This is a genomic window from Kineococcus rhizosphaerae, assembly GCF_003002055.1.
Classification (GTDB): Bacteria; Actinomycetota; Actinomycetes; order Actinomycetales; family Kineococcaceae; genus Kineococcus; species Kineococcus rhizosphaerae.
In genome coordinates, this window is record NZ_PVZF01000002.1 from 524,230 (window position 1) to 545,362 (window position 21,133).

Genomic DNA, 21,133 nt, shown 5'->3' on the forward strand with positions numbered 1-21,133 from the left:
GACAGCCCGGTGACCGGCTCGGGACGGACGGTGGGGACCCGCCCGTGTCACGGGGTCCGGCCGTCCAGGGTGCCCCGCACGTCCACGACGCCGAACCGGGCGAACAGCTCCTCGGCGTACCAGCCCTCCCGGGGCGTGCGGACCATCACGTCGCGGTGCGCGGCCCCCCGGTGCGCGAACTCCCGCAGCGCCTCCGTCGACTCCCACAGCGAGAAGGTCCCCTGGTAGCCCAGCGGCGCCTCCCCGATCCCGAACGCGGTCCGCAGGCCGGGGACGGTGCGCAGCTCCTCGGCCACCGGCGGCACGGAGCGCCAGAACGACGCGGCCTTCGCCGGGCGCAGCCGGGCGCGGGTGATGGAGGCCACCGGACCGCCGCCGTCGGGTCCGGAGCCGAAGGGCTCGGCCCCCGACCATCGGCCGCGGCTGCTGCGCGGGGCGAGGCGGAACTGCACGCGCTCGCGGGCGATCCCCGCCCACGCCCGCGCGGTCCTCGAGGTCTCGAACGCGTCGGCGTCGGCGGTCGCGTCCCACGCCACGAGCGCCGCCCAGCGCAGGGGGTCGGCGTCGCGGACGGTGAAGGTGCGCCCGTTCCCCGTCCCCAGGAGCTTGGCGAACCGCACCCCGGGCAGGGCTCGCAGGGCGGGCCGGTCGGCGGCCATCCGCCACACCGCACGGGGGACGTCGCGCGGGGACACCGTCCAGACGTCGAGGGTCACGAGGTCCGGGCCGGGCACCCGGTGAGGCTACCCGGGGAGGGCGGGGTCGACCCGTCCACGCACCTGGTCACGCACCTGCTCGCGCACCACGCGGGCGCAGTCGGCGGGCCGGTCCCAGGCCGGGACGTGCCCGCAGTCCGCCCACTCGATCCAGCGCGTCTGCGCGGGGGCGGCCGAGCGCCTGCAGAAGTCCGGCGGCAGCACCCGGTCCCGACCCCCGGCGACGACCGTGACCGGTACCCGCACGTCCCCGGCGCGGGTGAAGGCTCCCGCCGCGATGCCCGCGTCCGCGGCGACGTACCCGGGTGCTGCGGCGATGGCGCTCAGCGCGTCCCGCACCAGGTCGGCCGGCAGCGCCCGGGGGGCCGTGCTCGTCGCGGCCAGCGCGAGCGTCACCCCGAGGCGCGTCGTCACGACCCGGCCGGGCAGCCGGCCGGCGAGCCGGGCGAACTGCTGCCCGGTCGGCAGCAGCGGCGGTCTCCTGCGCGGGGTGGTCCACAGACCGGCCGGGGTGAACGCCGTGACGCCGGCGACGGCCCCGTCCCGTTCCCCGGCGGCCGCTTCCAGCGCGATCCAGCCGCCCAGGGAGTGCCCCACGAGGTGCACCGGCTCGCCCTGGGCCGCCGCGAGGCGCTGCAGCCGCCCACCGAGAGCGGCGGGGGTCATGCCCGACGCCGGGACGGGCGGGGCGTGCCCGTGCCCGGGCAGGTCCAGCACGAGGAGGCGGTGGTCGGCGGCCAGGTGCGGCACCACCAGCGACCACGCCGACGCGGCGCCCCCCAGGCCGTGCACGAGGACGAGGAGCGGGTGCGCCGGGTCGGTCGATCCCGCGCGGTGGACGGCGAACCCCTCGAGCAGCTCGGTCATCCGAGCTCGACGGGGTGCCCCCCCGTGAGACGCAGCAGCTCGTCGTAGCGCGTGCGGAACACCGCGTGCGGGTGGCCGGCCGGCACCCAGATGTCCTGGTGCGGGGCCAGGGCCACGTCGACGTACGTCGGCAGCGGTTCGGACAGCGACAGGGGAGAGGCCGAGCCGAGGACGGATCCCGTGCGGCGCAGCACGTCCGCCGCCTCGTCGCGGAACAGCTCCGGTTCGCACAGCACCGCGGCCAGCGACGGGAGGAACAGCGGGTGGGCCGCCGAGGAGATGACGAACAGGTGCCGGTCCTCGCGGGTGCGCAGGACGGCGGTGGCCGCGATCGCGGCCACCGCGACCTGCAGGTGCCGCGCGAGCCCGCCGACGTCCCGCACGGTGGCCGGGACCTGCACGACCGTGCCCACCGCGTCGAGGTCGACGAGGGCTTCCGCGGTGCACTCGACCGGCGGCAGCTGGAGCACGGAGGTGGAGTGACCTCCAGGGGCGGCCGTGGAGGAGCCACCGCCTTCGACGGGTTCCTGGCGCAGCGTCCACCTCATGCACCATCAGCGTAGAACCGTTCTCGTCTCCCGTCGCGCCGAACGGCCCGGTGCGGTGCGCCCACCCCGCCCCCGTGGTGGGGTGGTGCTGGGCCGCAGCGCATCAGCGGGTCGGCGCCACCAGGACGTTGTCGCCGGACAGGACGTGCACGCCCACCGCCGGGGACGTGGTCGTCGCCGTCCCCTCGATGGGCCGGTACGGCAGCCCCGCGATCGTGTACTCCCCGGTCCACGTCGTCGTCAGCGTGATCGCGTGGTCGCCGGGGGTCGTGTACGTGTGCGTCAGCGTCTGGTGCGGGTACGCCCGCCCCGGGTCCGCCGTGGGCCCCACCGTCGACCCGTCCCCGAGCGTCCACGTCCAGCTCGTCGGCGTGGCCCGGATCGTGACCGGGAACCCGAGGACCGTCGTGCCGCGCGTGACCGTCTCGTTCGTCGTGGTGAGGATGAGCGGGACGTTCAGGAGCGCCTCGCCGGTGCCCGGCTGGAGGTTCACCGGGCTCGGCGGGAGGCCGACGCGCTGGAGGTCGGAGGCGGTGACGGTGACGGTGGGGAGGGTGATGGCTCCACTGCTCGCGCCATCAGTGCTGCAGGCGCTGCCTTGCGCGGACCAAGGTGTATTACCGGTCCTTGTCCATGTGGTCATAAAAGTCTGGCCGGGCGGGCAGACGCTGTCCGAGGCCCGACAGTTGAACTCTCCAATCGAGATGTTTGGGTTGCTGGCGCCGCAAGCCGTCGTCTTCATTGATTGAACTGGCGGGGTGGACGACTCTTTTGGTGATGTAGGTTTTCGGGGAGGTATTCGTGTAGGAGTATGAGACCTTGCTCCGACCTCCACGTGGGCACCGTTGGCTCGACCCCAAGAGTCACCTTCTGCATGTGCCGGCGAGCAATAGAGGAGGAAAAGAATAGTCAATGCAAATTTTGCGGTGAGGGCACGGATTTTCAATTTGCTTCCCAGATGACCCAATGGTTGTCAATCCACTTCAACCACAGGAAAAACTCGGCCTCGTCCAGACCGGGCACCTCCTCGAGGACTCGATCGTCTTGGTCGACTACGTTATGCGGGGTGCGGCTGACGAGGACATCCATCTGAAGTTCTCCAAGATCAGGCTCCCAGGATCGAAATGAAACACCGTGGAATTTAGTTTCTAACCCCACATTGATATAGCCGTGTTTTAAGAATCCCGCCACTTCGCTAATGTCATACGCGCAGCCAGCACACCCCTCGTCTGAAATTGATTGAAGCAAGCTTGTATCGCCTGAGTTGCGTGAATAGTTCAAAACTTGAACATAATAACTTGCAAAAGCGCCGCCGCCTTGCTCTGAGAATTCCATGGCGAGTTCTGACGGTTTCGGCACTGCGAGCTCCCGCGTCGCCATCGAGGCGGGTGTCGTGCTGGCACTGGGGGTGCTGGCCGCTACTGGTGCGCTGGTTGCCGGCGCGCTCGTCGCTGCAACCGCCGGAATCTCCGGGTCGGCGTTCGAACACCCGGCGAGCAGGGCCGCTGCGGCGAGGGTCGCGGCGAGGGGGCGGAGACGGATCACCGGGGCACGCTCCCATGCCCCGACCCGCCTCTGGCGCCGCTTTCCCGTTGCTGTGGACAGGTTCTCGGCCGTTCGGGTGACGGGGCGAGACCTCTGCGCGACGCGTGACGCTGAGTCCTGCAGGGCGACTCTGCGTCCTGTGGACAACCTGCTCCGGCGTTGACGTGCCCTGAGGGCGGTGGTGTAGCTTCGAGATGCGTTCGAACCGGTGTTCGAACGCGATGTGGCCGCTCGAGACGCGGTCCGGGGGGAGGGGAAGCTCCGCGGGCCGCGTCTCGAGCGTGTCCTCGCGGGCCGCTTCCCCCGGCTCGCCCGCGCCGCGCGGTCCGCCGCGGCGCCGGCTCGAGTGGGGAAGGTGAACGACGGTGAGGCTGTTCTCCGACGAGGTGCACGTCCGGTCCGCGCGGACGGGAGGCGACGATCCCGTGCAGTTCGTCTGGCGCGGAAGGCTCTACGTGGTCCACGAAGTGCTCTCGCGCTGGCGCGAACGCAGCGCCTGGTGGGAGCACGCGGCCGTGGCGGCGGTCCACGGCGAGGCCACCGAGGCCGGTGATCCAGGCGGCCGTGCCCGCCCGGTCCTCGAGATCGGCGACCTCGAGCGCGAGGTCTTCCGCGTCGAGGCCAGTGTGGGCCACTCCGGCGGGGCCGGAGTGTACGACCTCGCCCGCCCCGTGAGGCCGGGAACGGCGGCCGTGTCGGAGGTCGGTGGTACTTCTTCGTCCGAAGCGTCGGAGGACTGGCAGCTGCTGCGCGTCAGCGACTGAGGGCCCGTCGACGGCAGACCCGACCGCACGACCGGAGGAGAACGCGATGCCCACCTTCGACGCTCCCACAGGCGTCCCGCGTCCGCTGACGACGGCCGCCCTCGACCTGCTCGCCCGGTGCGAGGACGAACTGCTCACCGCCTTGCGCAGCGACGACGTGGCCGAACGCTACGTCCACGCCCACCTCGCAGCCCTGCGGGCCGGCGCGGCGCTCGTCGCGGTGCACGGCCGTCCCGCCCAGGGCCGGCGCAGCGGGGGGCCGCGCAGCGTCTGGGAGATGCTGCCCGCCATCGACCCCGCGCTGCAGGGGTGGGCCGACCGTTTCGCGGCGACCGCCTCGGTGCGCTCGGCCGTCGAGGCCGGTCGGGTCGGCGCGGTCGACGAGGCGGCGGCCGAGGACCTGCTCGCGGACGCCGAGCGGTTCCACCGGCTCGTGGAGTCGATGCTCGGGCTCAGTGCCGTGCCGCTCGCCGGCTGAGGACCACCGCACCACCCAGAGACCACCAGAAACACCCGGTCTTCCCCACGGGCACGTTCCGAAGGACGTCCCATGACCACCCGCACCACCCCCGTGGCCCCGTTCCCGCACCTGCACGTCGCCTCCGGGTACTCCCTCCGCCACGGGACCTCCACCCCCGCCGCGCTCGTCGCCCGCGCCGTCGACCTCGGCCTGTCGACGCTCGCCCTCACCGACCGCGACGGCCTGTACGGGGCGGTGAAGTTCGTCCGCGCGTGCGAGGCAGCGGGTCTGGCTCCCGTCCTCGGTGTCGACCTGGCCACCACCCCGACCGGCCTGGCCAGCGGTCTCCCGGCGTGGTCCGACCCCTCGGTGGCGGTGCGCCGCACCGCCTCCCGGAGTCCGGTCCGGGGCGGAGCCGTCGTCGACCCGAGGTTCCCCCGCGTCACCGTCCTCGCCCTGGGGACCGACGACGCCGGCACCGGGAACGGCTGGGCCGCGTTGTGCCGGCTGGTCAGCGCCACGCACCTGGGAGGGGAACGCGGGAACCCCGTCAGCAGCCTCGAACTCGTCACCACCCACGCGCACCGGCCCGACGGCCGCACCGCGCTGGCCGTCCTCCTGGGGCCGGGCTCCGAACTCGGGCGGGCGGTGCTGGCCCGCCGCGACGACCTGGCCGGTGCCGTCCTGCGTCGCTGGCGCGCGCTGTCCCCTCCGGGGTCCCTGCACGTGGAGATCGTCTGCCACCACGGCGCCCCGGGGACGGCGGGCAGCGTCGAGCACGCCGCGCGGATGCTCGCCTTCGCCCGGGCCGCGGGGGTTCCCGCGGTGCTGACCGCGGCCGTCCGCTCGGCCGGGCCCGAGGGGGCGCTGACGGCCGACCTCCTCGACGCCGTCCGCCGGCTGGTGCCCCTGGCCACCCGGCACACCGACCGGGTCAGCGGCCAGGGGCACCTGCTGCCGTCGGCCGACATGGCCCGCACCGCCGCCGACGTCGCCCACGCCGTCGGCGACCCGGCGGTGGCGGCCGAACTCCTGGCCGCCACCCACCTCCTCGCCGACCGTGCGGTCCAGGACCCGGGGACCGACCTCGGCATCGGCGCGCACCACCTGCCCGACCCCGCGGCGCTCGGGCTCGCAGAGGCCGTGGACCAGGACGCCGTCCTGAGACGCCGGTGCGAGGCCGGCGTCTCCCGGCGCTACCCGGGGGCCGACCGCGAGCAGGAGGACCGGGTCCGGCAGCGCCTCGACGACGAGCTCGCCATCGTCCGCGACGTCGGTTTCGCGAGCTACTTCCTCACCGTCGCCGACGTCTGCGAGCTGACGAGGGCGATGGACGTGCGCATCGCCGCCCGCGGTTCGGGCGCGGGCAGCCTCGTGAACCACCTCCTGGGGATCTCCGACGTCGACCCGATCGAGCACCGCCTGCTCATGGAGCGGTTCCTCAACCCCCGTCGCGGGCAGCTGCCCGACATCGACCTCGACGTCGAGTCCGCCCGCCGCGAGGAGGTCTACGCGGCGGTCCTCGGCCGGTTCGGCGCCGAGCGCGTCACGTGCGTCTCGATGATGGACAGCTTCCGGGTCCGCCACGCCGTCCGCGACGTCGGCGCGGCCCTCGGCCTGCCGCCGGTCGAGGTCGACGCCATCGCCACCGCGTTCCCGCACCTGCGGGCCCGCGACGCCCGCACGGCGATCGCCGAACTGCCCGAACTGCGGCGCAGCGGGCTGGGCCAGGAACGCCTAGAGGTGTTCTTCGACCTCGTCGAACGCCTCGACGGCCTGCCCCGGCACGTCGCCCTGCACCCCTGCGGGATCGTCCTGTCCAACCCGCGGCTCCTGGACCGGACCCCGGTGGAGGCCAGCTGGAAGGGCTTCCCGATGAGCCAGTTCGACAAGGACGACGTCGAGGACCTGGGGCTGCTCAAGCTCGACGTCCTCGGGATCCGGATGCAGTCGGCCATGGCGTACGCCGTGCAGGAGATCGCCCGCGTCGAGGAGGTGCGGGTGGACCTCGACGACCGCGGCCAGGTCCCGCTCGACGACCCGGCGACCTACAAGCTCATCCGGTCCACCCGCACCCTCGGCTGCTTCCAGATCGAGTCCCCGGGCCAGCGCGAACTCGTCGGCAAGTTCGGGCCCCGGACCTTCGACGACATCATCGTCGACATCTCGTTGTTCCGCCCCGGCCCCGTGAAGTCGGACATGGTGACCCCGTTCCTGCAGGTCCGGCAGGGCTGGACCGAACCCGAGCACCTCGACGACCGGCTCGAGCACGTCCTCGGACCGACCGGGGGCGTCGTCGTCTTCCACGAGCAGGTCATCGAGATCATCCGGGCCACCACGGGCCACGACCTCGCCGTGTCCGACGAGTACCGCCGCCACCTCGGGACCCGCGCCGGGCAGGCCGAGATGGAGCCGGAGTTCCGCCGGGGGGCCCTGGAGCACGGCTACCCGGAGGCGGTCGTCGACCGGATCTGGGAGGTCCTCACGGCGTTCGCGTCGTTCGGCTTCTGCAAGGCGCACGCCGCGGCGTTCGCCCTGCCCACCTACCAGTCGGCGTGGCTCAAGGCCCACCACCCGGCCGCGTTCCTCGCCGGCGTCCTCACCCACGACCCCGGCATGTACCCCAAGCGGCTGATCCTCGACGACGCCCGCAACCTCGGTATCGCCGTCCTCGGGCTCGACGTCAACGCCTCCGGCGCCACCTACCGCGTGGAGCGGGTCGACCCGCCCGAGCACCCGCCCGAGCACCTGCCCGGAGGCGGCCTCGACCCCTGGCTCGGCGGACACGGCGTCCGCAACCCCGAGGGTCTGGGAGCGGGGATCGCCGACGGCACGGGTTTCGGGATCCGGTTGTCCCTGACCGACGTGAAGGGGATCTCGGCCGCCGAGGTGGCCCGGATCATCGCCGGCCGGCCGTACCGGTCCCTGGCCGACCTCTGGCACCGCGCGCGGCCCTCGCGCCCGGTCGCCGAACGGCTCGTGCTGGCCGGGGCGCTGGACTCCCTGCACGGCGTGCGCCCGGTCGGCAGGGCCGGCGACGCCGCGCCGCGGCGCGGGAGGGCCACCCACCGGGACCTGCTGCTGCAGGTCGCCGAGCTCGAACGCTGGAACCGTTCGACGTCCGCCCCGGTGGCGTCCCGCACGCTCTCCCGGGACCCGCTGCGGACCCTCGACGTCCGGGTCGCCGCGGCGGCCCAGTCGCGGGCGTCCCGTCCCGTCGACGTGCCCGACCGCGCGGTGCAGCTCGCCCTCGACCTCGGGGACGCTCCCGAAGGGGTCGCGGTCAGCGGGCTGCCCGAGATGACCGGCTCCGAACGGGTCCGCGCCGAGCTCGACGTCCTCGGGCTCGACGCCAGCGCGCACGTCGTCGACGCCTACGCCCCGCTGCTGCGGGCGTTGCGGGTCACCCCGTCCCGGGACCTGCGCTCGCAGCGCAACGCGGCCGAACTCCTCGTCGCGGGGGTGAAGGTCGCCACCCAGACCCCGCCCGTCAGGTCGGGACGACGGGTCGTGTTCCTCACCCTCGACGACACCACCGGCCCGGTCGACGCGACGTTCTTCGAGGACGCCCAGGGTCCGTACGCGGCGACGGTCTTCCACTCCTGGCTACTCGTGATCCGCGGGGTGCTGCGCCGCACCGGCCCACGCGGGGTGTCGCTGCGGGCGACGGGGGCCTGGGAGCTGCCCGTCCTCTGGGACGCCTGGACCGGCGACGGGATCGACGCCGTCCGCGAGCTCCTCGCCGCGGCGCCGAACCCCGAGTACTCCCGCGCCGCGACCGCAGGAGCCGCCGCCAGCCGCTCGAGCCGGCCGGTGGTGGCGACCCCGCCCACCCACCCCGAGGACCACGGGTCCACCGCGGGCGGCCCGGGCACGCGCCGGGTCCTGGTGCACGCCAGCGGGTTCGAGCAGTCGCCCTACGCCGACCTCAGACCCGCCGGGGAGGACACCCGCAACTCCCGCTCCATCGGGCGCACCGCGGGACCGGGGGACCCGCCCGGCCGCAAGCTGTGGCACTCCAGCTCCGGCAGCGCGGGCCGGTGACCACCACGGCGATCGAAACGGTGGCCGGAACGGTGGCCGGAACGGTGATCGGGACGGCGGACGAGCGCGCGCGAACGGTGTGTCTAGGGTGGGCACACCCGGTACCGGCCGGGCGAGCACCCGCACGAGGCTGGAGGAACGAGTGGCGAAGGAACGGGGCCGCCCCCGCACCTCGACGGTCCTGTGGGACGGGGTCCAGCGTCTGCTCGCCGACGCGGCCGCCGACAGCGGCGCCTCCGAGCTCACCGTCGTCGACCTCGGCGGGGGGACCGGCGGTCTCGCCGTCCGGGTCGCCGCGCTCGGGCACCGCGTCGTCGTCGTCGACCCGTCCCCGGACGCGCTCGCCGCGCTGGAACGCCGCACGGTCGAGGCCGGACTGTCCGGACGGGTCCGTTCCGTCCAGGGCGACGCGGCCGAACTGTCGGGTCTGCTCGCTGCCGGCAGCGTCGACGTCCTGCTGTGCCACGGCGTCCTGGAGGTCGTCGACGACCCGGCTGCGGCCCTGCGCGCCGCGCACGACGTCCTGCGCCCCGGCGGCCGGCTCAGCCTGCTCGTCGCCCAGTGGCCGGCGAGCGTGCTGTCCCGCGTCCTGGCCGGCCACCTCGGGCAGGCCCTGCACGTGCTGTCCGGCGACGAGCACCGGTGGAGCCCGAACGACCCGTTGCGCCGCCGCTACGACCGGGCGCGTGCGACGGCCCTGGCCGAGCAGGCCGGGTTCACCGTCACCGCGGTGGAGGGGGCCCGCACCTTCAGCGACGTCGTGCCGTCGGCCAGCGCCGAGTCCGACGACGACCTCGCGCTGCTGCACGAGCTGGAGCTCCTCGCCGCCGCCTCGCCCGAGCTGCAGGTCCTGGCCGGTCAGCTGCACCTGCACGCCACCCGCTGACCGCGAGGTCGACCCCGAGGTCGACCAGGGCGCGACGGACCTGGGGAGCACCCGGTGAGCCGTCGTCAGCTGCACCGCCCTGAGGCGCCCGGCGGCTGGGGCCTGGACGACGACGACACCGGGTGCACGGTGCTGCACGTGGACATGGACGCGTTCTACGCCTCCGTCGAACTGCTGCGCCGGCCCGACCTGGTCGGCACGCCCGTCGTCGTCGGCGGCGGTGACCGCGGGGTCGTCCTGTCGGCGACCTACGAGGCCCGCCGGTTCGGCGTGCACGCGGCCATGCCCATGGCCCGCGCGCGCCGGTTGTGCCCGACCGCGACGGTCCTCGTCCCGCACCACGAGGACTACGCGCGGATCTCGGCCGGGGTCATGGAGGTGTTCCGCTCGGTCACCCCCGTCGTGGAGCCGCTCAGCCTCGACGAGGCGTTCCTCGACGTCTCCGGGACGGTGCGCCGGCTCGGCAGTCCCGCCCGGATCGGGCAGCTGCTGCGCGACCGGGTCGCCGACGAGCAGGGGATCACGTGCTCGGTCGGGGTGGCCTCGACGAAGTTCGTGGCCAAGCTCGCCTCCGGCGGGGCCAAACCCGACGGGCTGCTCGTGGTCCCGCACGCCCAGACGGTCTCCTTCCTGCACGCCCTGCCCGTCGGGGCCCTGTGGGGCGTGGGGGACAAGACCGAGGAGGCGCTCGGCCGGCTCGGGCTGCGCACGGTCGCCGACATCGCCCACACCCCGCTCACCACCCTGGTCCGCGGGCTGGGGGAGGCGACCGGCCGCCACCTGCACGCCCTGGCCTGGGGCCGCGACGAACGCCGTGTGGTGGCCACCGTCCCCGAACGCAGCATCGGGTCGGAGGAGACGTTCGCCCGCGACGTCGACGACCCCCGCCACGTCCACCGCGAACTGCTCCGCCTCGCCGAACGGACCGCGTCCCGGGCCCGGGCCCAGGGGGTGGCCGGGCGCACGGTCGTCCTGAAGGTCCGCTTCGCCGACTTCACGACGATCACCCGGTCCAGGACGCTGCGCGAACGCACCGACGTCACCCGGGAGATCCACGCCACGGCCCGGGACCTGTTCGACGGCCTCGGCCTCCAGCGCGCCCGGCTGCGGCTGGTCGGGGTCCGGCTGGAGGGACTGGCCGACTCCGCGACCTCCCCGCGCCAGCTCGTCCTGGGCGAACGGGCCCACGGCTGGCGCGAGGCGGACGGTGCGGTCGACCGGGCCGGGGCCCGCTTCGGCGCGGGCAGTGTGAGACCCGCCACCCTCCTGCGCCGGGGCTGAGCGGCCAGGACCCGGGGTGCAGGTTCCTGACCTGCGGCGGAACCGGACGCAGGGCTGCGTCGTTCCTCCACGAGGAGGACGAGACACGCTATCCGCGCCACAGCACGACCGTCCGTAGGAGACGATGTGGTACGTCGAGTTTCGCCCCCCGCCGCGGGGACATATCCTTGGTCGACAACGTGCGCACGCCAGGAGGTACAGGTGCCGCTCTCGGAACATGAGCAGCGTCTGCTCGAGCAGATGGAACGTGCGCTGTCCGCGGACGATCCCAAGTTCGCCAACGCCATGAAGGGCTCCCGTCACGGACGCGCCGCCAGACGGCGCCTCGTCATCGGCATCGCTGCCGTCGTGGTGGGTCTCGTGCTCCTCATCATCGGGGTCAGCACGAGTCAGGTCTGGCTGGGAGCAGGCGGTTTCATCGTCATGCTCGCCGGCACGATCTGGGCCTTCTCACCGGCTCGGGGAGCATCAGGTGCAGCCGCCGGTCAGCCACCCGCGGGTGCTCCGCGCCCGCCGCGACCCGGGAAGTCGCGACGCAGCGGATCATTCATGGAGCGTCTCGAGCAGCGGTGGGACCGTCGGCGCGGTCAATGGTGAACACTTCCTCACCGTCTCCCGGACGGTGAGATCGAACGGGCGTCGTGGGCATCCACGGCGCCCGTTCCCACGTCCGGGCCCGGTACGGCCCGGGCAGGCGGAGGGCCCGACCGCACGTCGCGGTCGGGCCCTTGACGCGCTCGGGGCGGGGGTCAGTCCGCGTCCCACCAGTCCAGGAACCGGCGCACCCCCGCCATCGGGAACCACCGTGCCCGCCACTGCAACCACCGGGGCCGGCTCGCGGCCACGGCCTCGACGACGACGTCCACCTGCGCCCGCACCAGCCGGCCCGACTGGGCGGAGGCCACCAGCACCGTCCCCGGGACCGCGCCCGCGGACGGCGACGAGCCCGCGCCGAACCGGGCGCTCTCGACCGCCGCCCGCATCCGCTGCAGCTCCACCGCGGCGGGCGAGCCCGCCTCGGTGAACTCCGACAACGCCGCCGCCCGCTGCCGGGGCGTGGTCGAGGCCGGCCAGCTCAACCCCAGGTCGTGCACCCGCTCCGCCAGCTCCTGCCACGCTGCCTCCGCCGACGACGACACGTCACCCACCCGCGCCCAGCGCCGGCGCGACGCCCACGACGCCGTCACCCAGGGGGTCAGCACCGCGACGACCAGGACCAGCGCCCCGAGGATCCACCCCCACGGCAGCGCCAGGAAGCGGTCCCAGCCGGTGGGCCGGGCCTGCGCCGCGGCCGCCGAGGTGGTCGAGGTCGCCGTGCTCGCGGTCGCGGACGGCGCCGTGGCCGCGGTGCTGGGAGCCGGAGCGCCGGCCGAGGAGGACGGCACCGGGGTCAAGGGCACCAGCGGCGTCGTCCAGGCCGGCGACTGACCCGTGCGGGTCGCCGGGGTCGGCTCGAACCGCACCCAGCCCACCCCGTCGAAGTACAGCTCGGGCCACGCGTGCGCGTCCTGGGCACTGATCCGCCAGCTCTTGTCCGTGACCTCCTCCCCGGGCAGGAACCCGATGGCCACCCGCGCCGGGATGCCCAGGGAGCGGGCCATGACGGCCATCGCCGAGGCGAACTGCACGCAGAAGCCGGTCTTCTCGTTGAGGAAGCTCGCGACCGCGTCCGAGCCCCCGTCGTTGGGGGCGGTGGTGGAGTACGTGAACCCGCCGGTCGAGCGGAAGTACCGCTGCAGCGCGGCGGCCTGCTCGTAGTGGTCCGTCGAGCCGTCCGTCACCTGCCTCGCCGTGTCCCGCACCACCTGCGGCAGCGAGTCGGGCAACGCGGTGTACCGCTTCTGGATGTCCTCCGGCGCCTGCTGCGGGGCACCCCGCAGCTCCTGCTCGGTCGGGTCCACCTCCAGGTGCGTCACCGTGTACGTCCGGCCGCGGGTCGTCTCCCCGTCCCCGACGACGTTGAGGCTGTCCTTCTCGTACAGCCAGTCCCCGGCGATGTCGACGCTCACCGCCGGGTACGGCAGCGGCAGGTACGTCTGGTCCAGACCCCGGATCGAGATCCTCGTCGTGCGCACCGCGGCGGCCTGCCGCACCGCGTCCGACAGCCCCGGCGCCGGCGACAACCCGTCCTGGACGCGCTGGCTGCGCGGGATGTCGGCGCCCGTGCTCGGTGCCCACGTCTGCCCGTCGAACACGTCGGCCGTCACGATGCGCAGCGGCGCCGGATCCGGCTCGTCGGTCTGGTAGGTGACGATCGTGGCGTCCGACCGCGCGCCCAGGGACGCCTTGAGGTTCAGGATCGGGTTGATCACCGCGATGGTGTCGCCGGGCCCGGTGTTGATCGTCAGGGGCCGCTCGTCCAGGCCGGGGACCGCCGCGGGCACCGCGATCGCCGCGACCAGCCCGACGGCGGCCGTGGCGCTCGCGGTCACCCCCGCCACCGACCGGCGCCCGCCCCCGGCCGCGCGGGGCCGGGACGAGCGCCGGTCTCCGGCCAGCAGCACGAGGAACGGCACGACCACCACGGCGAAGGCGATCGCGCTCGACCCGCCCGGCGCCAGGGCCAGCGGGACGGCGACCATCCCCAGCAGCGGCAGCCCGGCCAGGGCCGGGCGCCGCAGGGTGACGGCGAACAGGTCGACCGCGAAGGCGACCAGGCCGGCTCCGGCGACCAGGAGCAGCCGCAGCCCCCGCAGGTCGACGGCGGGCACGCTGTAGCGCTGGACGACCTGCACCCCGTCGGTGGTGAGCTGCACCAGCCGCGAGAACGTGGCGGGGGTCGGCACGATCCCGGCGACGGCCGTTCCGCCGTTGAACAGCAGGACCAGCACCCCCAGGACGGCGAGGGCCTGCACCGCGACGGCCAGACCGCGGCGGCGGAACACCCCGCGGACCACCAGGCCCGCGCCGGCCACCGCGCACACCATCCCGAGCGCACCGACGACCCACCCGGAGGAGACGACGAGGGGACGCAGGGTCAGCACCGCCGCGCCGCTCGCGGCGGCGGCCCACAGGGCGGTCCGGGCACTGCGCGTCACGGGGTGACCTCCTCGGAGGACGGGACGGAGGCGACGCCTCGCGATCCGGAGCGGGTGAGGTGGGCCCAGACGTCTGGGACGAGGTCCCCGGGACCGGCCACCGAGGTGCGCCACCCGGCGCGGGCCAGGACGAGCCGGGCGCGTTCGAGCCCCGCGTCCGACGACTCGTCGGGGGTGCCCCAGGCCGAGGCCCGCAGCAGGATCGCCAGGGCCGGCACGCCGAGGGGGCGGGCGGACAGCAGAGGAGCGACGTCGTCCTCGTCGACCTGCCCGAGGACGGCGACGAGGAGGGTCGACTCGCCGCGACCCAGCGAGGTCACCGACCGCGCGAGGCCGTCGGGCTGCCCCGGCTGCAGCCGGGCGAGCGAGCGCATGAGCCCGCGCACGGCGGACGTCTCGTCGAGCTCGCGCGGCGGGTCGTACGCTCCGTCGTGCAGGAGCCGGACGCGGTGGCGCCGGCGCTGCAGGTGGGCGGCGACGGAGGCGGCGGCGCTGATGCCCCACTCCAGGGAGCTGCCCGGCCCGCGCCCGGCGTGGGCCCCGGCCCGGGTGTCGAGCAGGACGACGACGTCGGGCCGGCCGGGGTGCTCGTCGGAGCGCACCATCACCGCGCCGCGCCGGGCGGTGGAGCGCCAGTGCACCCGGCGCAGGTCGTCCCCGACGCGGTACTCGCGGATCGAGACGTCGTCGGGGGCGGCTGCGGCCGAGGCGCTGGCCGAGGAACCGCGGGAGCCGCCCAGCTCGCCCAGGGTGAGGTCGGCCAGCGGGTGGACCCGGGGGAGGACGTCGAGCGTCACACCGTCCCCGAGGACACGTGCGGAACGCACGAGCCCGAAGACGTCGAGGGCGATCACCGTGGCGGGACCGAGGCGGTAGGAGCCCCGCGTCTCCGACCTCACCCTGTACTCCAGGTCGAGGGTCTCGCCCTCGCGCAGGCGGGGCAGGGTCAACCGCGCCGTGCCGCCGAGGGCCAACGGAGCGGAGTCCTCCACGACGAGCCGCACACCCGCGCGGGCCCGCCCGACGACGGCCAGCCGCACCGTGCTCGGGACGCCCGCCTCGACCAGTTCGTCCTTGGACCTCGACACGAGGTCGAGGGTCTGGACGCTGCGCGTCGTCGACCAGGCGGCGACCGCGACCAGGACGAGCAGCAGGACGCCGAGGCGCAGGATGTCGCGCTGGCCCAGGAACGGCGCCCCCACGGCCGCCACCACGCCCACCACGGCGAAGACCCACCCGCGCGGGGTGGGCCGCCAGCGCACCGGCCGGCTCACCGCGGCGTGGGCAGGGCCGTCGTGCGCAGCACGTCGGTGACGACGTCCGCCCCGTCGCGGCCGGCCAGCAGGGCGTCGGCGGTCAGCAGCAGCCGGTGCGCCACGACCGGGACGGCCAGGGCCTGCACGTCGTCGGGCAGCACGTGGTCACGGCCCTCCAGCGCCGCCCGCGAGCGTGCCGCGCGCAGCAGGTGCAGGGCGGCGCGCGGGGAGGCGCCCAGGCGCAGGTCGGGGTGCGCGCGGGTCCGGCGCACGAGGTCCACGACGTACTGCTTGAGCGGTTCGGCGGCGTGGACACCCCGTACGGCCCGCGACAGCAACCGGACCTCGCTCACGTCGACGACGGGCTTGACCTCCTCCAGCGGGTCGGTGGCGCCGTGCTCGCTGAGCATCGTGAGCTCGGCCGAGGCGGAGGGGTACCCCATGGAGATGCGGGCCATGAACCGGTCGCGCTGGGCCTCGGGCAGGGGGTAGGTGCCGTCCATCTCGACGGGGTTCTGCGTGGCGAAGACGATGAACGGCCGGTCCAGGCGCCAGGTGGTCCCGTCGACGGTGACCTGTCCCTCCTCCATGCACTCCAGCAGCGCCGACTGCGTCTTGGGGGAGGCGCGGTTGATCTCGTCGCCGATGACGACGTTGGCGAAGACCGCTCCCGGCCGGAACTCGAAGGCGGCCCGCTCCTGGTTCCAGATGCTCGACCCCGTGACGTCGCTGGGCAGCAGGTCGGGGGTGAACTGGATGCGGCGCACGGTGCCCTCGATCGCCCGGGCCAGCGACTTGGCGAGCATGGTCTTGCCGACGCCCGGCACGTCCTCGACGAGCAGGTGCCCCTCGGCGAAGAGCACCGTCAGGGCGAGGCGGACGGTGTCGTCCTTGCCCTGGATGACGCCGTCGACGGCGGCGGCGAGCTCGTCGGCGGCTCCTCGCAGGCGTTCGAGCGCGGCGGGCAGTTCCTGCGGGTCCAGGGCCACCGGCTCGGCGGGGTGGCTGCCTGGGAGTGCGCTCGTCGTGGTCACGTGCCCTCGTCTCCGTTCGGTGGACGTCGCGGTTCGAACGTCCGTCCGGGGCGTGCGGTGCCCCGCCGCGGGCCGCGAGCAACCCTGCGACCGGGCACCGGTGCCGGACGCCCCCACTGTGCCCCACGGAGCACCCCCTCCGCCCGTTCACCCACCCCCTCGGAGCCGCCCCCGTCCCCTCCACCGCCCCCACTTCCCCCCACCGCGGCGCCCCCCTCGACCCGGGACCGGGGCCGGGGACCCCCCGGCAGGCCCCCGGGGCGGCCTGGACCGCGTGTGCGGACGGTGACCGGCCGACGGCCCGCGCGAGGGCTCCACAGTGCTCCACCGCCTCTGACCTGCATCGACGCTGCGATCACCTCGTCACTCTGGGTCGAACGGCGTTGACGGTGGAGGAAAGTGGAGTACCGTGGAGGAGTCTGGTCCACAGGGGGTCGGGCGACAGCTAGGACAAGAGGCAGCAGAACAGGTTTCGAAGCCGTCCGGTGGGGGTGTGCGGTGTTCCTGGGCACCCACACACCTCGACTGGACGACAAGGGGCGGCTGATCCTCCCGGCGCGGTTCCGGGACCAGTTGCTCGACGGTCTCGTGATCACCCGGGGGCAGGACCGCTGCCTCTACGTCTTCCCCATGCAGGAGTTCCAGCAGATGCACGAGGAGCTGCGGCGAGCGCCGCTCACCAACAAGGAGGCGCGCGACTACCAGCGCGTCTTCCTGTCCGGTGCCTCGAGCGAGGTGCCGGACAAGCAGGGCCGGGTCACCGTGCCGCCGTTGCTGCGGCAGTACGCCGGTCTCGACCGCGACGTCGCCGTCATCGGTGCCGGCAGCCGGGTCGAGGTCTGGGACCTGCCCACCTGGGAGACCTACCTCGAGGGCGCCGAGTCCTCGTTCGCCGACCGCAGCGAGGAGGTCCTGCCGGGGGTCCTCTGATCCTCACCCCTCGAGTCGAGGTCAGAACTCGAGGACCCGTCGGACGCGGCCTCCACCCGCCCGGCCCCGACGGTCCTGACGCCACTTCCCCGGCGCCAGGGCCGGCGGGTCGTGCGGATGGGGACCACGCCCGACGGGCGCAGCAGGACCAGAGGTGTCGACGGCAGGACAGCGGGGCGGAGGTGGACGACGTGGACGGCGGACGTCCGCTCACGACGTGGGCGGAGGACCGGGCGCAAGAGGCTGCGGACCGGCACGTCTCCGTCATGCTCGAACGCTGCACCGAGGTCCTCTCGCCGGCCCTGCGCCACCCCGGTGCCGTCAGCGTCGACCTCACGCTCGGCATGGGCGGTCACGCCGCAGAACTCCTGCGGCGCCACCCCGGCCTGCGGCTGGTCGGGATGGACCGCGACCCCCGCGCCCTCGAGCTCGCCGCGCACCGGCTGCACGAGTTCGCCGACCGCGTCACCCTCGTCCACAGCGTCTCCGACGGTTTCGCCGACGCCCTCGACGACCTCGGCCTGCAGGCCGTCGACGCGGTGTTCCTCGACCTCGGCGTGTCCTCCCTGCAGCTCGACGACGACGACCGGGGTTTCTCCTACGCCCGGGACACCGCGCTCGACATGCGCATGGACCCCACCACGGGCCGGACGGCCGCCGAACTCCTGAACACGTTGTCCCACAGCGAGTTGACGCGCATCCTGCGGGTGTACGGCGAGGAGAGGTTCGCCCCCCGCATCGCGTCGGCGATCGTGCGCGAACGCGACGGCGAACCCTTCACGAACTCCGCCCGGCTCGTGGACCTGGTGCGCGCCAACGTTCCTGCCGCCACCCGGCGCACGGGGGGCAACCCCGCCAAGCGGACGTTCCAGGCGTTGCGCATCGCGGTCAACGACGAACTCGGGGTCGTCGAGCGAACCCTGCCGGCCGCGTTCGAGAGGCTGGCCCCCGACGGCCGCCTCGCGGTCCTGACGTTCCACTCCCTTGAGGACCGGATCACCAAAACCGTTCTGCGGCAACTGTCCACGAGTTCCGCCCCGCCCGACCTGCCGTTCGTCCCCGCCGGTTCCGGACCCCGCGCCGAACTCCTCACCCGGGGCGGGGAGCAGGCCGACGAGGTCGAGCTGGCGCAGAATCCACGGTCGGCGTCGGCGCGCCTGCGTGCGGTGCGTCGCCTGCCGGACGAGGATCGTCCACGTCCCAGCGGCCGACCCGCCGCGGCCCGCCCCCGCACCCGCCACGAAACCCGCCCCCTCGAGCCGAGCGAGTTCGGCACGACCGACCGAAGGACGCCGTGATGAGCCAGCCCCTGATCGCGGCCCGGAACGCTCCGGTCCGCCAGCTCAAGACGTCCGCCGAGGCGCGTCCCGAACTCCAGGTCGTCACCCCGCCCGCGGTCCGCCGCCTGCGGTTGCCGCTGCCCGTCGCGTGCGTCGTGCTGCTGACGCTGGGCCTGCTCGGCCTGCTGATGACGAACATCGCCATCGCGGGCGACGCCTACCGGATCACCGACCTGCAGGTGCAGTCGCAGCGGCTCGCCAACCAGCAGCAGGCCGCGGCCGAGTCCCTGGCCCAGCAGTCCTCGCCCGAGCAGCTGGCGCAGCGCGCCGCGCAGCTGGGCATGGTCGCCGCCCCCGACGCCGTGCACCTGACCGGGTCCGGGGTGGTGGGGGAGGCCACCCCCGCGCCGAAGCCGTCGGCGTCCCCGGCCGCGAGCCAGGCGCAGACCCCGGCCCGCTGAGCCCGCCCGCCCGTCCGTCCCGGCCCGAGAGGTCCCTCGTGTCCCGTCGCCGTCCCCGCCCCGAGGCCACCGACCCCGGCCGGCACCCCCGGCCCGACATGCGGATGCGGGTCTACACCGTCGGCGTCCTCGGCGGCCTGGGGATCCTGGGGGGCCGGCTCGTGCAGCTGCAGGGGGCCGACGCCAACGCGCTGGCCGGCCGGGCGCTGAAGCAGCGCACCTCGCAGACCACGCTGTACGCCAAGCGCGGGGACATCGTCGACGACGAGGGCGTCGTGCTGGCCACCTCCGTCGAGCGCCGCGACGTCATCGCCGACCCCAAGGCCGTCGCCGGGTTCAACCTGCGGGCCAACGGCGAGCCGTACAAGGCCGGCCGGGGCACGGGGCCGGCCGGGGCGGCGGCCCTGCTCGCCCCCATCCTCGGCATCGACGAGCAGACGCTGACGGCCAAGCTCACGGGGGACAACCACTACGCCAAGGTCGCCGTGGGCATCACCCCCGAGCTGTGGCAGCAGGTCTCCGACGTCGGCGTCGCCGGGATCACCTCGGTGCGCCAGACCCAGCGCATCTACCCCACGGGGGCCGCGTCCTCCACGCTGGTCGGCATCCTCGGCACCGCGGAGACCGACGACGACGGCAACGTCGTCGACAAACCCCTGTCGGGCCTGGAGTACGCCGACCAGCACCTGCTGCAGGGCCGCAACGGCCTGATGCGCTACGAACGCAGCCTCGGCGGCCAGGAGATCCCCCTGGGCAACCGGGAGACGACCGAACCGGTCGACGGCACCTCGCTGCACCTGACGATCGACTCCGACCTGCAGTGGAAGGCGCAGACGGCGATCGCGGCCAAGGTCGTCGAGACCGGGGCGCGCTCGGGCACCGTCGTCATCATGGACAAGGAGCAGCGGCTCCTGGCCCTGGCCAGCGCCCCGAGCATCGACCCGGCGAACCTCACGGGCATGACCAACGCCCAGTTGCAGAACACGGCCCTCACGGAGGCCTTCGAACCGGGCTCGACCGCGAAGGTCGTGACGCTGGCCGCCGCGCTCGAGGAGGGGGTCGACACCGCGGACAGCCGCTTCACCGTGCCCGGCGAGCTCAAGCGCTTCGACAAGACGTTCCACGACTCCCACCCCCACGGCGACGAGAAGCTGACCCTGGCGGGCGTGCTGGCCCAGTCGAGCAACATCGGCACGATCCTGGCGGGCGAGAAGCTGGACCCCGACCTGAAGAAGGTCTCCCAGATCCTGCACGGCTACCAGCAGAAGTTCGGGTTCGGTTCCCGGACCACGCTGGAGTTCCCCGGCGAGACCGCCGGGATCGTGGGGGACCCGGCGAAGTACTCGGGGACCCAGCGCTACACGGTCATGTTCGGCCAGGGCATCTCCGTGAACGCCGTGCAGGCCGCGTCGGTGTTCGCCACCATCGCCAACGACGGGGTCCGAACCGAACCCACGCTCATCTCCGGGACGTCGGACCCGAACGGGAACTACCGGGCCGAACCCGCCGGGGAGTCCACCCGGGTCGTCAGCGCGGCGACGGCGAAGACGTTGCGGGACATGATGCAGGCCGTCGTCTCCGAGGAGGGGACCGCGGCGGCCGCCGCGATCCCGGGGTACCTCGTGGCCGGCAAGACCGGTACCGCCGAACGTTACGACTCCGACCTCGGGCGCTACTCGGGGTACACCGCGTCCTTCATCGGGATGGCCCCGGCGGACGACCCCGAACTCGTGGTCGCGGTCATCCTGCAGGACCCGAAGACGAACTACTACGGGGGTTCGGCGGCGGGGCCGGTGTTCAAGGAGGTCATGTCGTACGCCCTGGTGCAGCGCGGCGTGGCCCCGTCCACGCGACCACCGGCCGACCTGCCGCTGACGTGGGGCGGTGACCAGGACGCCGAGCAGGAGATCGCCACGGGCGCGGTGGGCGACACCGCCGGCCAGTGACCAGACCGTGAGACGACCCCCGACGACCACCGGTTCCCCGACACGCACCGCGCGTGGTGCGGAGCGCCCCGCCCGGG

At 74.0% G+C, this 21,133-nt stretch carries 19 protein-coding genes; 11 read left to right on the plus strand and 8 right to left on the minus strand.

What is annotated here, in order from left to right; all coding sequences use genetic code 11:
• Positions 1 to 47: 47 nt before the first annotated feature.
• The 4 genes from CLV37_RS06670 to CLV37_RS06680 form a co-directional block, all read right to left on the minus strand.
• Positions 48 to 734 (minus strand): monooxygenase, encoded by a 687-nt coding sequence (locus CLV37_RS06670; RefSeq protein ID WP_106208338.1) that lies wholly within the window; start codon positions 732 to 734, stop codon positions 48 to 50.
• 9 nt (positions 735 to 743) lie between these two features.
• Positions 744 to 1,583, minus strand: a complete 840-nt coding sequence (locus CLV37_RS26975) for an alpha/beta fold hydrolase (protein ID WP_146149320.1) — start codon at positions 1,581 to 1,583, stop codon at positions 744 to 746.
• Positions 1,580 to 2,131 carry an aminoacyl-tRNA deacylase gene (locus tag CLV37_RS26980; protein ID WP_146149321.1) on the minus strand — a complete coding sequence of 184 codons (552 nt, stop codon included), beginning with the start codon at positions 2,129 to 2,131 and terminating at the stop codon, positions 1,580 to 1,582. Before CLV37_RS26980 ends, CLV37_RS26975 begins: the two co-directional genes overlap by 4 nt.
• A gap of 103 nt (positions 2,132 to 2,234) precedes the next feature.
• Positions 2,235 to 2,624, minus strand: coding sequence for a PKD domain-containing protein (locus tag CLV37_RS06680; protein WP_106208340.1), 390 nt, complete (start codon positions 2,622 to 2,624; stop codon positions 2,235 to 2,237).
• Positions 2,625 to 2,664: 40 nt separating this feature from the next.
• On the opposite strand from CLV37_RS06680, the gene CLV37_RS27445 reads away from it, so the two are divergent.
• On the plus strand, positions 2,665 to 2,880 hold the full coding sequence (locus CLV37_RS27445; protein WP_170127086.1) for a hypothetical protein: 216 nt from the start codon (positions 2,665 to 2,667) through the stop codon (positions 2,878 to 2,880).
• Positions 2,881 to 3,073: 193 nt separating this feature from the next.
• On the opposite strand, the gene CLV37_RS26985 is transcribed toward CLV37_RS27445, so the two are convergent.
• Positions 3,074 to 3,676: a DUF6318 family protein gene (locus CLV37_RS26985; RefSeq protein ID WP_146149323.1), complete on the minus strand. Its 603-nt coding sequence runs from the start codon at positions 3,674 to 3,676 to the stop codon at positions 3,074 to 3,076.
• Positions 3,677 to 4,041: 365 nt separating this feature from the next.
• Between CLV37_RS26985 and CLV37_RS06690 the strand changes: the two genes are divergently transcribed.
• The 6 genes from CLV37_RS06690 (at position 4,042) to CLV37_RS06715 (ending at position 11,708) form a co-directional block, all read left to right on the plus strand.
• Complete coding sequence (locus CLV37_RS06690) at positions 4,042 to 4,440, plus strand: DUF6504 family protein (RefSeq protein WP_106208345.1); 399 nt, start codon at positions 4,042 to 4,044, stop codon at positions 4,438 to 4,440.
• 46 nt (positions 4,441 to 4,486) lie between these two features.
• Positions 4,487 to 4,918, plus strand: a complete 432-nt coding sequence (locus CLV37_RS06695; protein WP_106208347.1) for an SAV_6107 family HEPN domain-containing protein — start codon at positions 4,487 to 4,489, stop codon at positions 4,916 to 4,918.
• Positions 4,919 to 4,990: 72 nt separating this feature from the next.
• Positions 4,991 to 8,944, plus strand: a complete 3,954-nt coding sequence (locus CLV37_RS06700) for a DNA polymerase III subunit alpha (protein WP_106208349.1) — start codon at positions 4,991 to 4,993, stop codon at positions 8,942 to 8,944.
• A gap of 142 nt (positions 8,945 to 9,086) precedes the next feature.
• Complete coding sequence (locus tag CLV37_RS06705) at positions 9,087 to 9,830, plus strand: methyltransferase domain-containing protein (RefSeq protein WP_211298442.1); 744 nt, start codon at positions 9,087 to 9,089, stop codon at positions 9,828 to 9,830.
• A 54-nt stretch (positions 9,831 to 9,884) separates the two neighbouring features.
• Positions 9,885 to 11,111 (plus strand): DNA polymerase IV, encoded by a 1,227-nt coding sequence (gene dinB / locus CLV37_RS06710; protein ID WP_106208351.1) that lies wholly within the window; start codon positions 9,885 to 9,887, stop codon positions 11,109 to 11,111.
• A gap of 201 nt (positions 11,112 to 11,312) precedes the next feature.
• Positions 11,313 to 11,708: a DUF3040 domain-containing protein gene (locus CLV37_RS06715; protein WP_106208353.1), complete on the plus strand. Its 396-nt coding sequence runs from the start codon at positions 11,313 to 11,315 to the stop codon at positions 11,706 to 11,708.
• 152 nt (positions 11,709 to 11,860) lie between these two features.
• Here CLV37_RS06715 and CLV37_RS06720 read toward each other — a convergent pair whose 3' ends face one another.
• Genes CLV37_RS06720 through CLV37_RS06730 form a run of 3 tightly spaced genes read right to left on the minus strand, consistent with a single transcriptional unit; the run spans position 11,861 to position 16,388 of the window.
• On the minus strand, positions 11,861 to 14,149 hold the full coding sequence (locus tag CLV37_RS06720) for a transglutaminase TgpA family protein (protein ID WP_245885285.1): 2,289 nt from the start codon (positions 14,147 to 14,149) through the stop codon (positions 11,861 to 11,863).
• Positions 14,146 to 15,423: a DUF58 domain-containing protein gene (locus tag CLV37_RS06725; protein ID WP_106208355.1), complete on the minus strand. Its 1,278-nt coding sequence runs from the start codon at positions 15,421 to 15,423 to the stop codon at positions 14,146 to 14,148. The genes CLV37_RS06720 and CLV37_RS06725 overlap by 4 nt, the downstream gene beginning before the upstream one ends.
• A complete protein-coding gene (locus CLV37_RS06730; protein ID WP_425433611.1) occupies positions 15,420 to 16,388 on the minus strand; it encodes an AAA family ATPase in 969 nt (322 codons plus the stop codon). Before CLV37_RS06730 ends, CLV37_RS06725 begins: the two co-directional genes overlap by 4 nt.
• Positions 16,389 to 16,937: 549 nt before the next feature.
• Here CLV37_RS06730 and mraZ point away from each other — a divergent pair.
• The 4 genes from mraZ (at position 16,938) to CLV37_RS06755 (ending at position 21,056) form a co-directional block, all read left to right on the plus strand.
• The gene (mraZ, locus tag CLV37_RS06740) at positions 16,938 to 17,369 is read left to right on the plus strand and encodes a division/cell wall cluster transcriptional repressor MraZ (protein WP_106208362.1); all 432 of its coding nucleotides are present in this window, start codon (positions 16,938 to 16,940) and stop codon (positions 17,367 to 17,369) included.
• A gap of 191 nt (positions 17,370 to 17,560) precedes the next feature.
• The gene (gene rsmH / locus CLV37_RS06745) at positions 17,561 to 18,667 is read left to right on the plus strand and encodes a 16S rRNA (cytosine(1402)-N(4))-methyltransferase RsmH (RefSeq protein WP_245885286.1); all 1,107 of its coding nucleotides are present in this window, start codon (positions 17,561 to 17,563) and stop codon (positions 18,665 to 18,667) included.
• Positions 18,667 to 19,110: a cell division protein FtsL gene (ftsL, locus tag CLV37_RS06750; RefSeq protein ID WP_106208364.1), complete on the plus strand. Its 444-nt coding sequence runs from the start codon at positions 18,667 to 18,669 to the stop codon at positions 19,108 to 19,110. Before rsmH ends, ftsL begins: the two co-directional genes overlap by 1 nt.
• A 38-nt stretch (positions 19,111 to 19,148) precedes the next feature.
• On the plus strand, positions 19,149 to 21,056 hold the full coding sequence (locus CLV37_RS06755) for a peptidoglycan D,D-transpeptidase FtsI family protein (RefSeq protein ID WP_106208366.1): 1,908 nt from the start codon (positions 19,149 to 19,151) through the stop codon (positions 21,054 to 21,056).
• The last annotated feature ends 77 nt before the right edge of the window (positions 21,057 to 21,133 follow it).

What these genes read in the sequence shown, in the direction of transcription:
- CLV37_RS26975 (WP_146149320.1), bottom strand. Translation starts at nt 1,583, where the DNA reads ATGACCGAGCTGCTCGAGGGGTTCGCCGTCCACCGCGCGGGATCGACC.
- CLV37_RS26980 (WP_146149321.1), bottom strand. Translation starts at nt 2,131, where the DNA reads ATGAGGTGGACGCTGCGCCAGGAACCCGTCGAAGGCGGTGGCTCCTCC.
- CLV37_RS06695 (WP_106208347.1), top strand. Translation starts at nt 4,487, where the DNA reads ATGCCCACCTTCGACGCTCCCACAGGCGTCCCGCGTCCGCTGACGACG.
- CLV37_RS06700 (WP_106208349.1), top strand. Translation starts at nt 4,991, where the DNA reads ATGACCACCCGCACCACCCCCGTGGCCCCGTTCCCGCACCTGCACGTC.
- ftsL (WP_106208364.1), top strand. Translation starts at nt 18,667, where the DNA reads ATGAGCCAGCCCCTGATCGCGGCCCGGAACGCTCCGGTCCGCCAGCTC.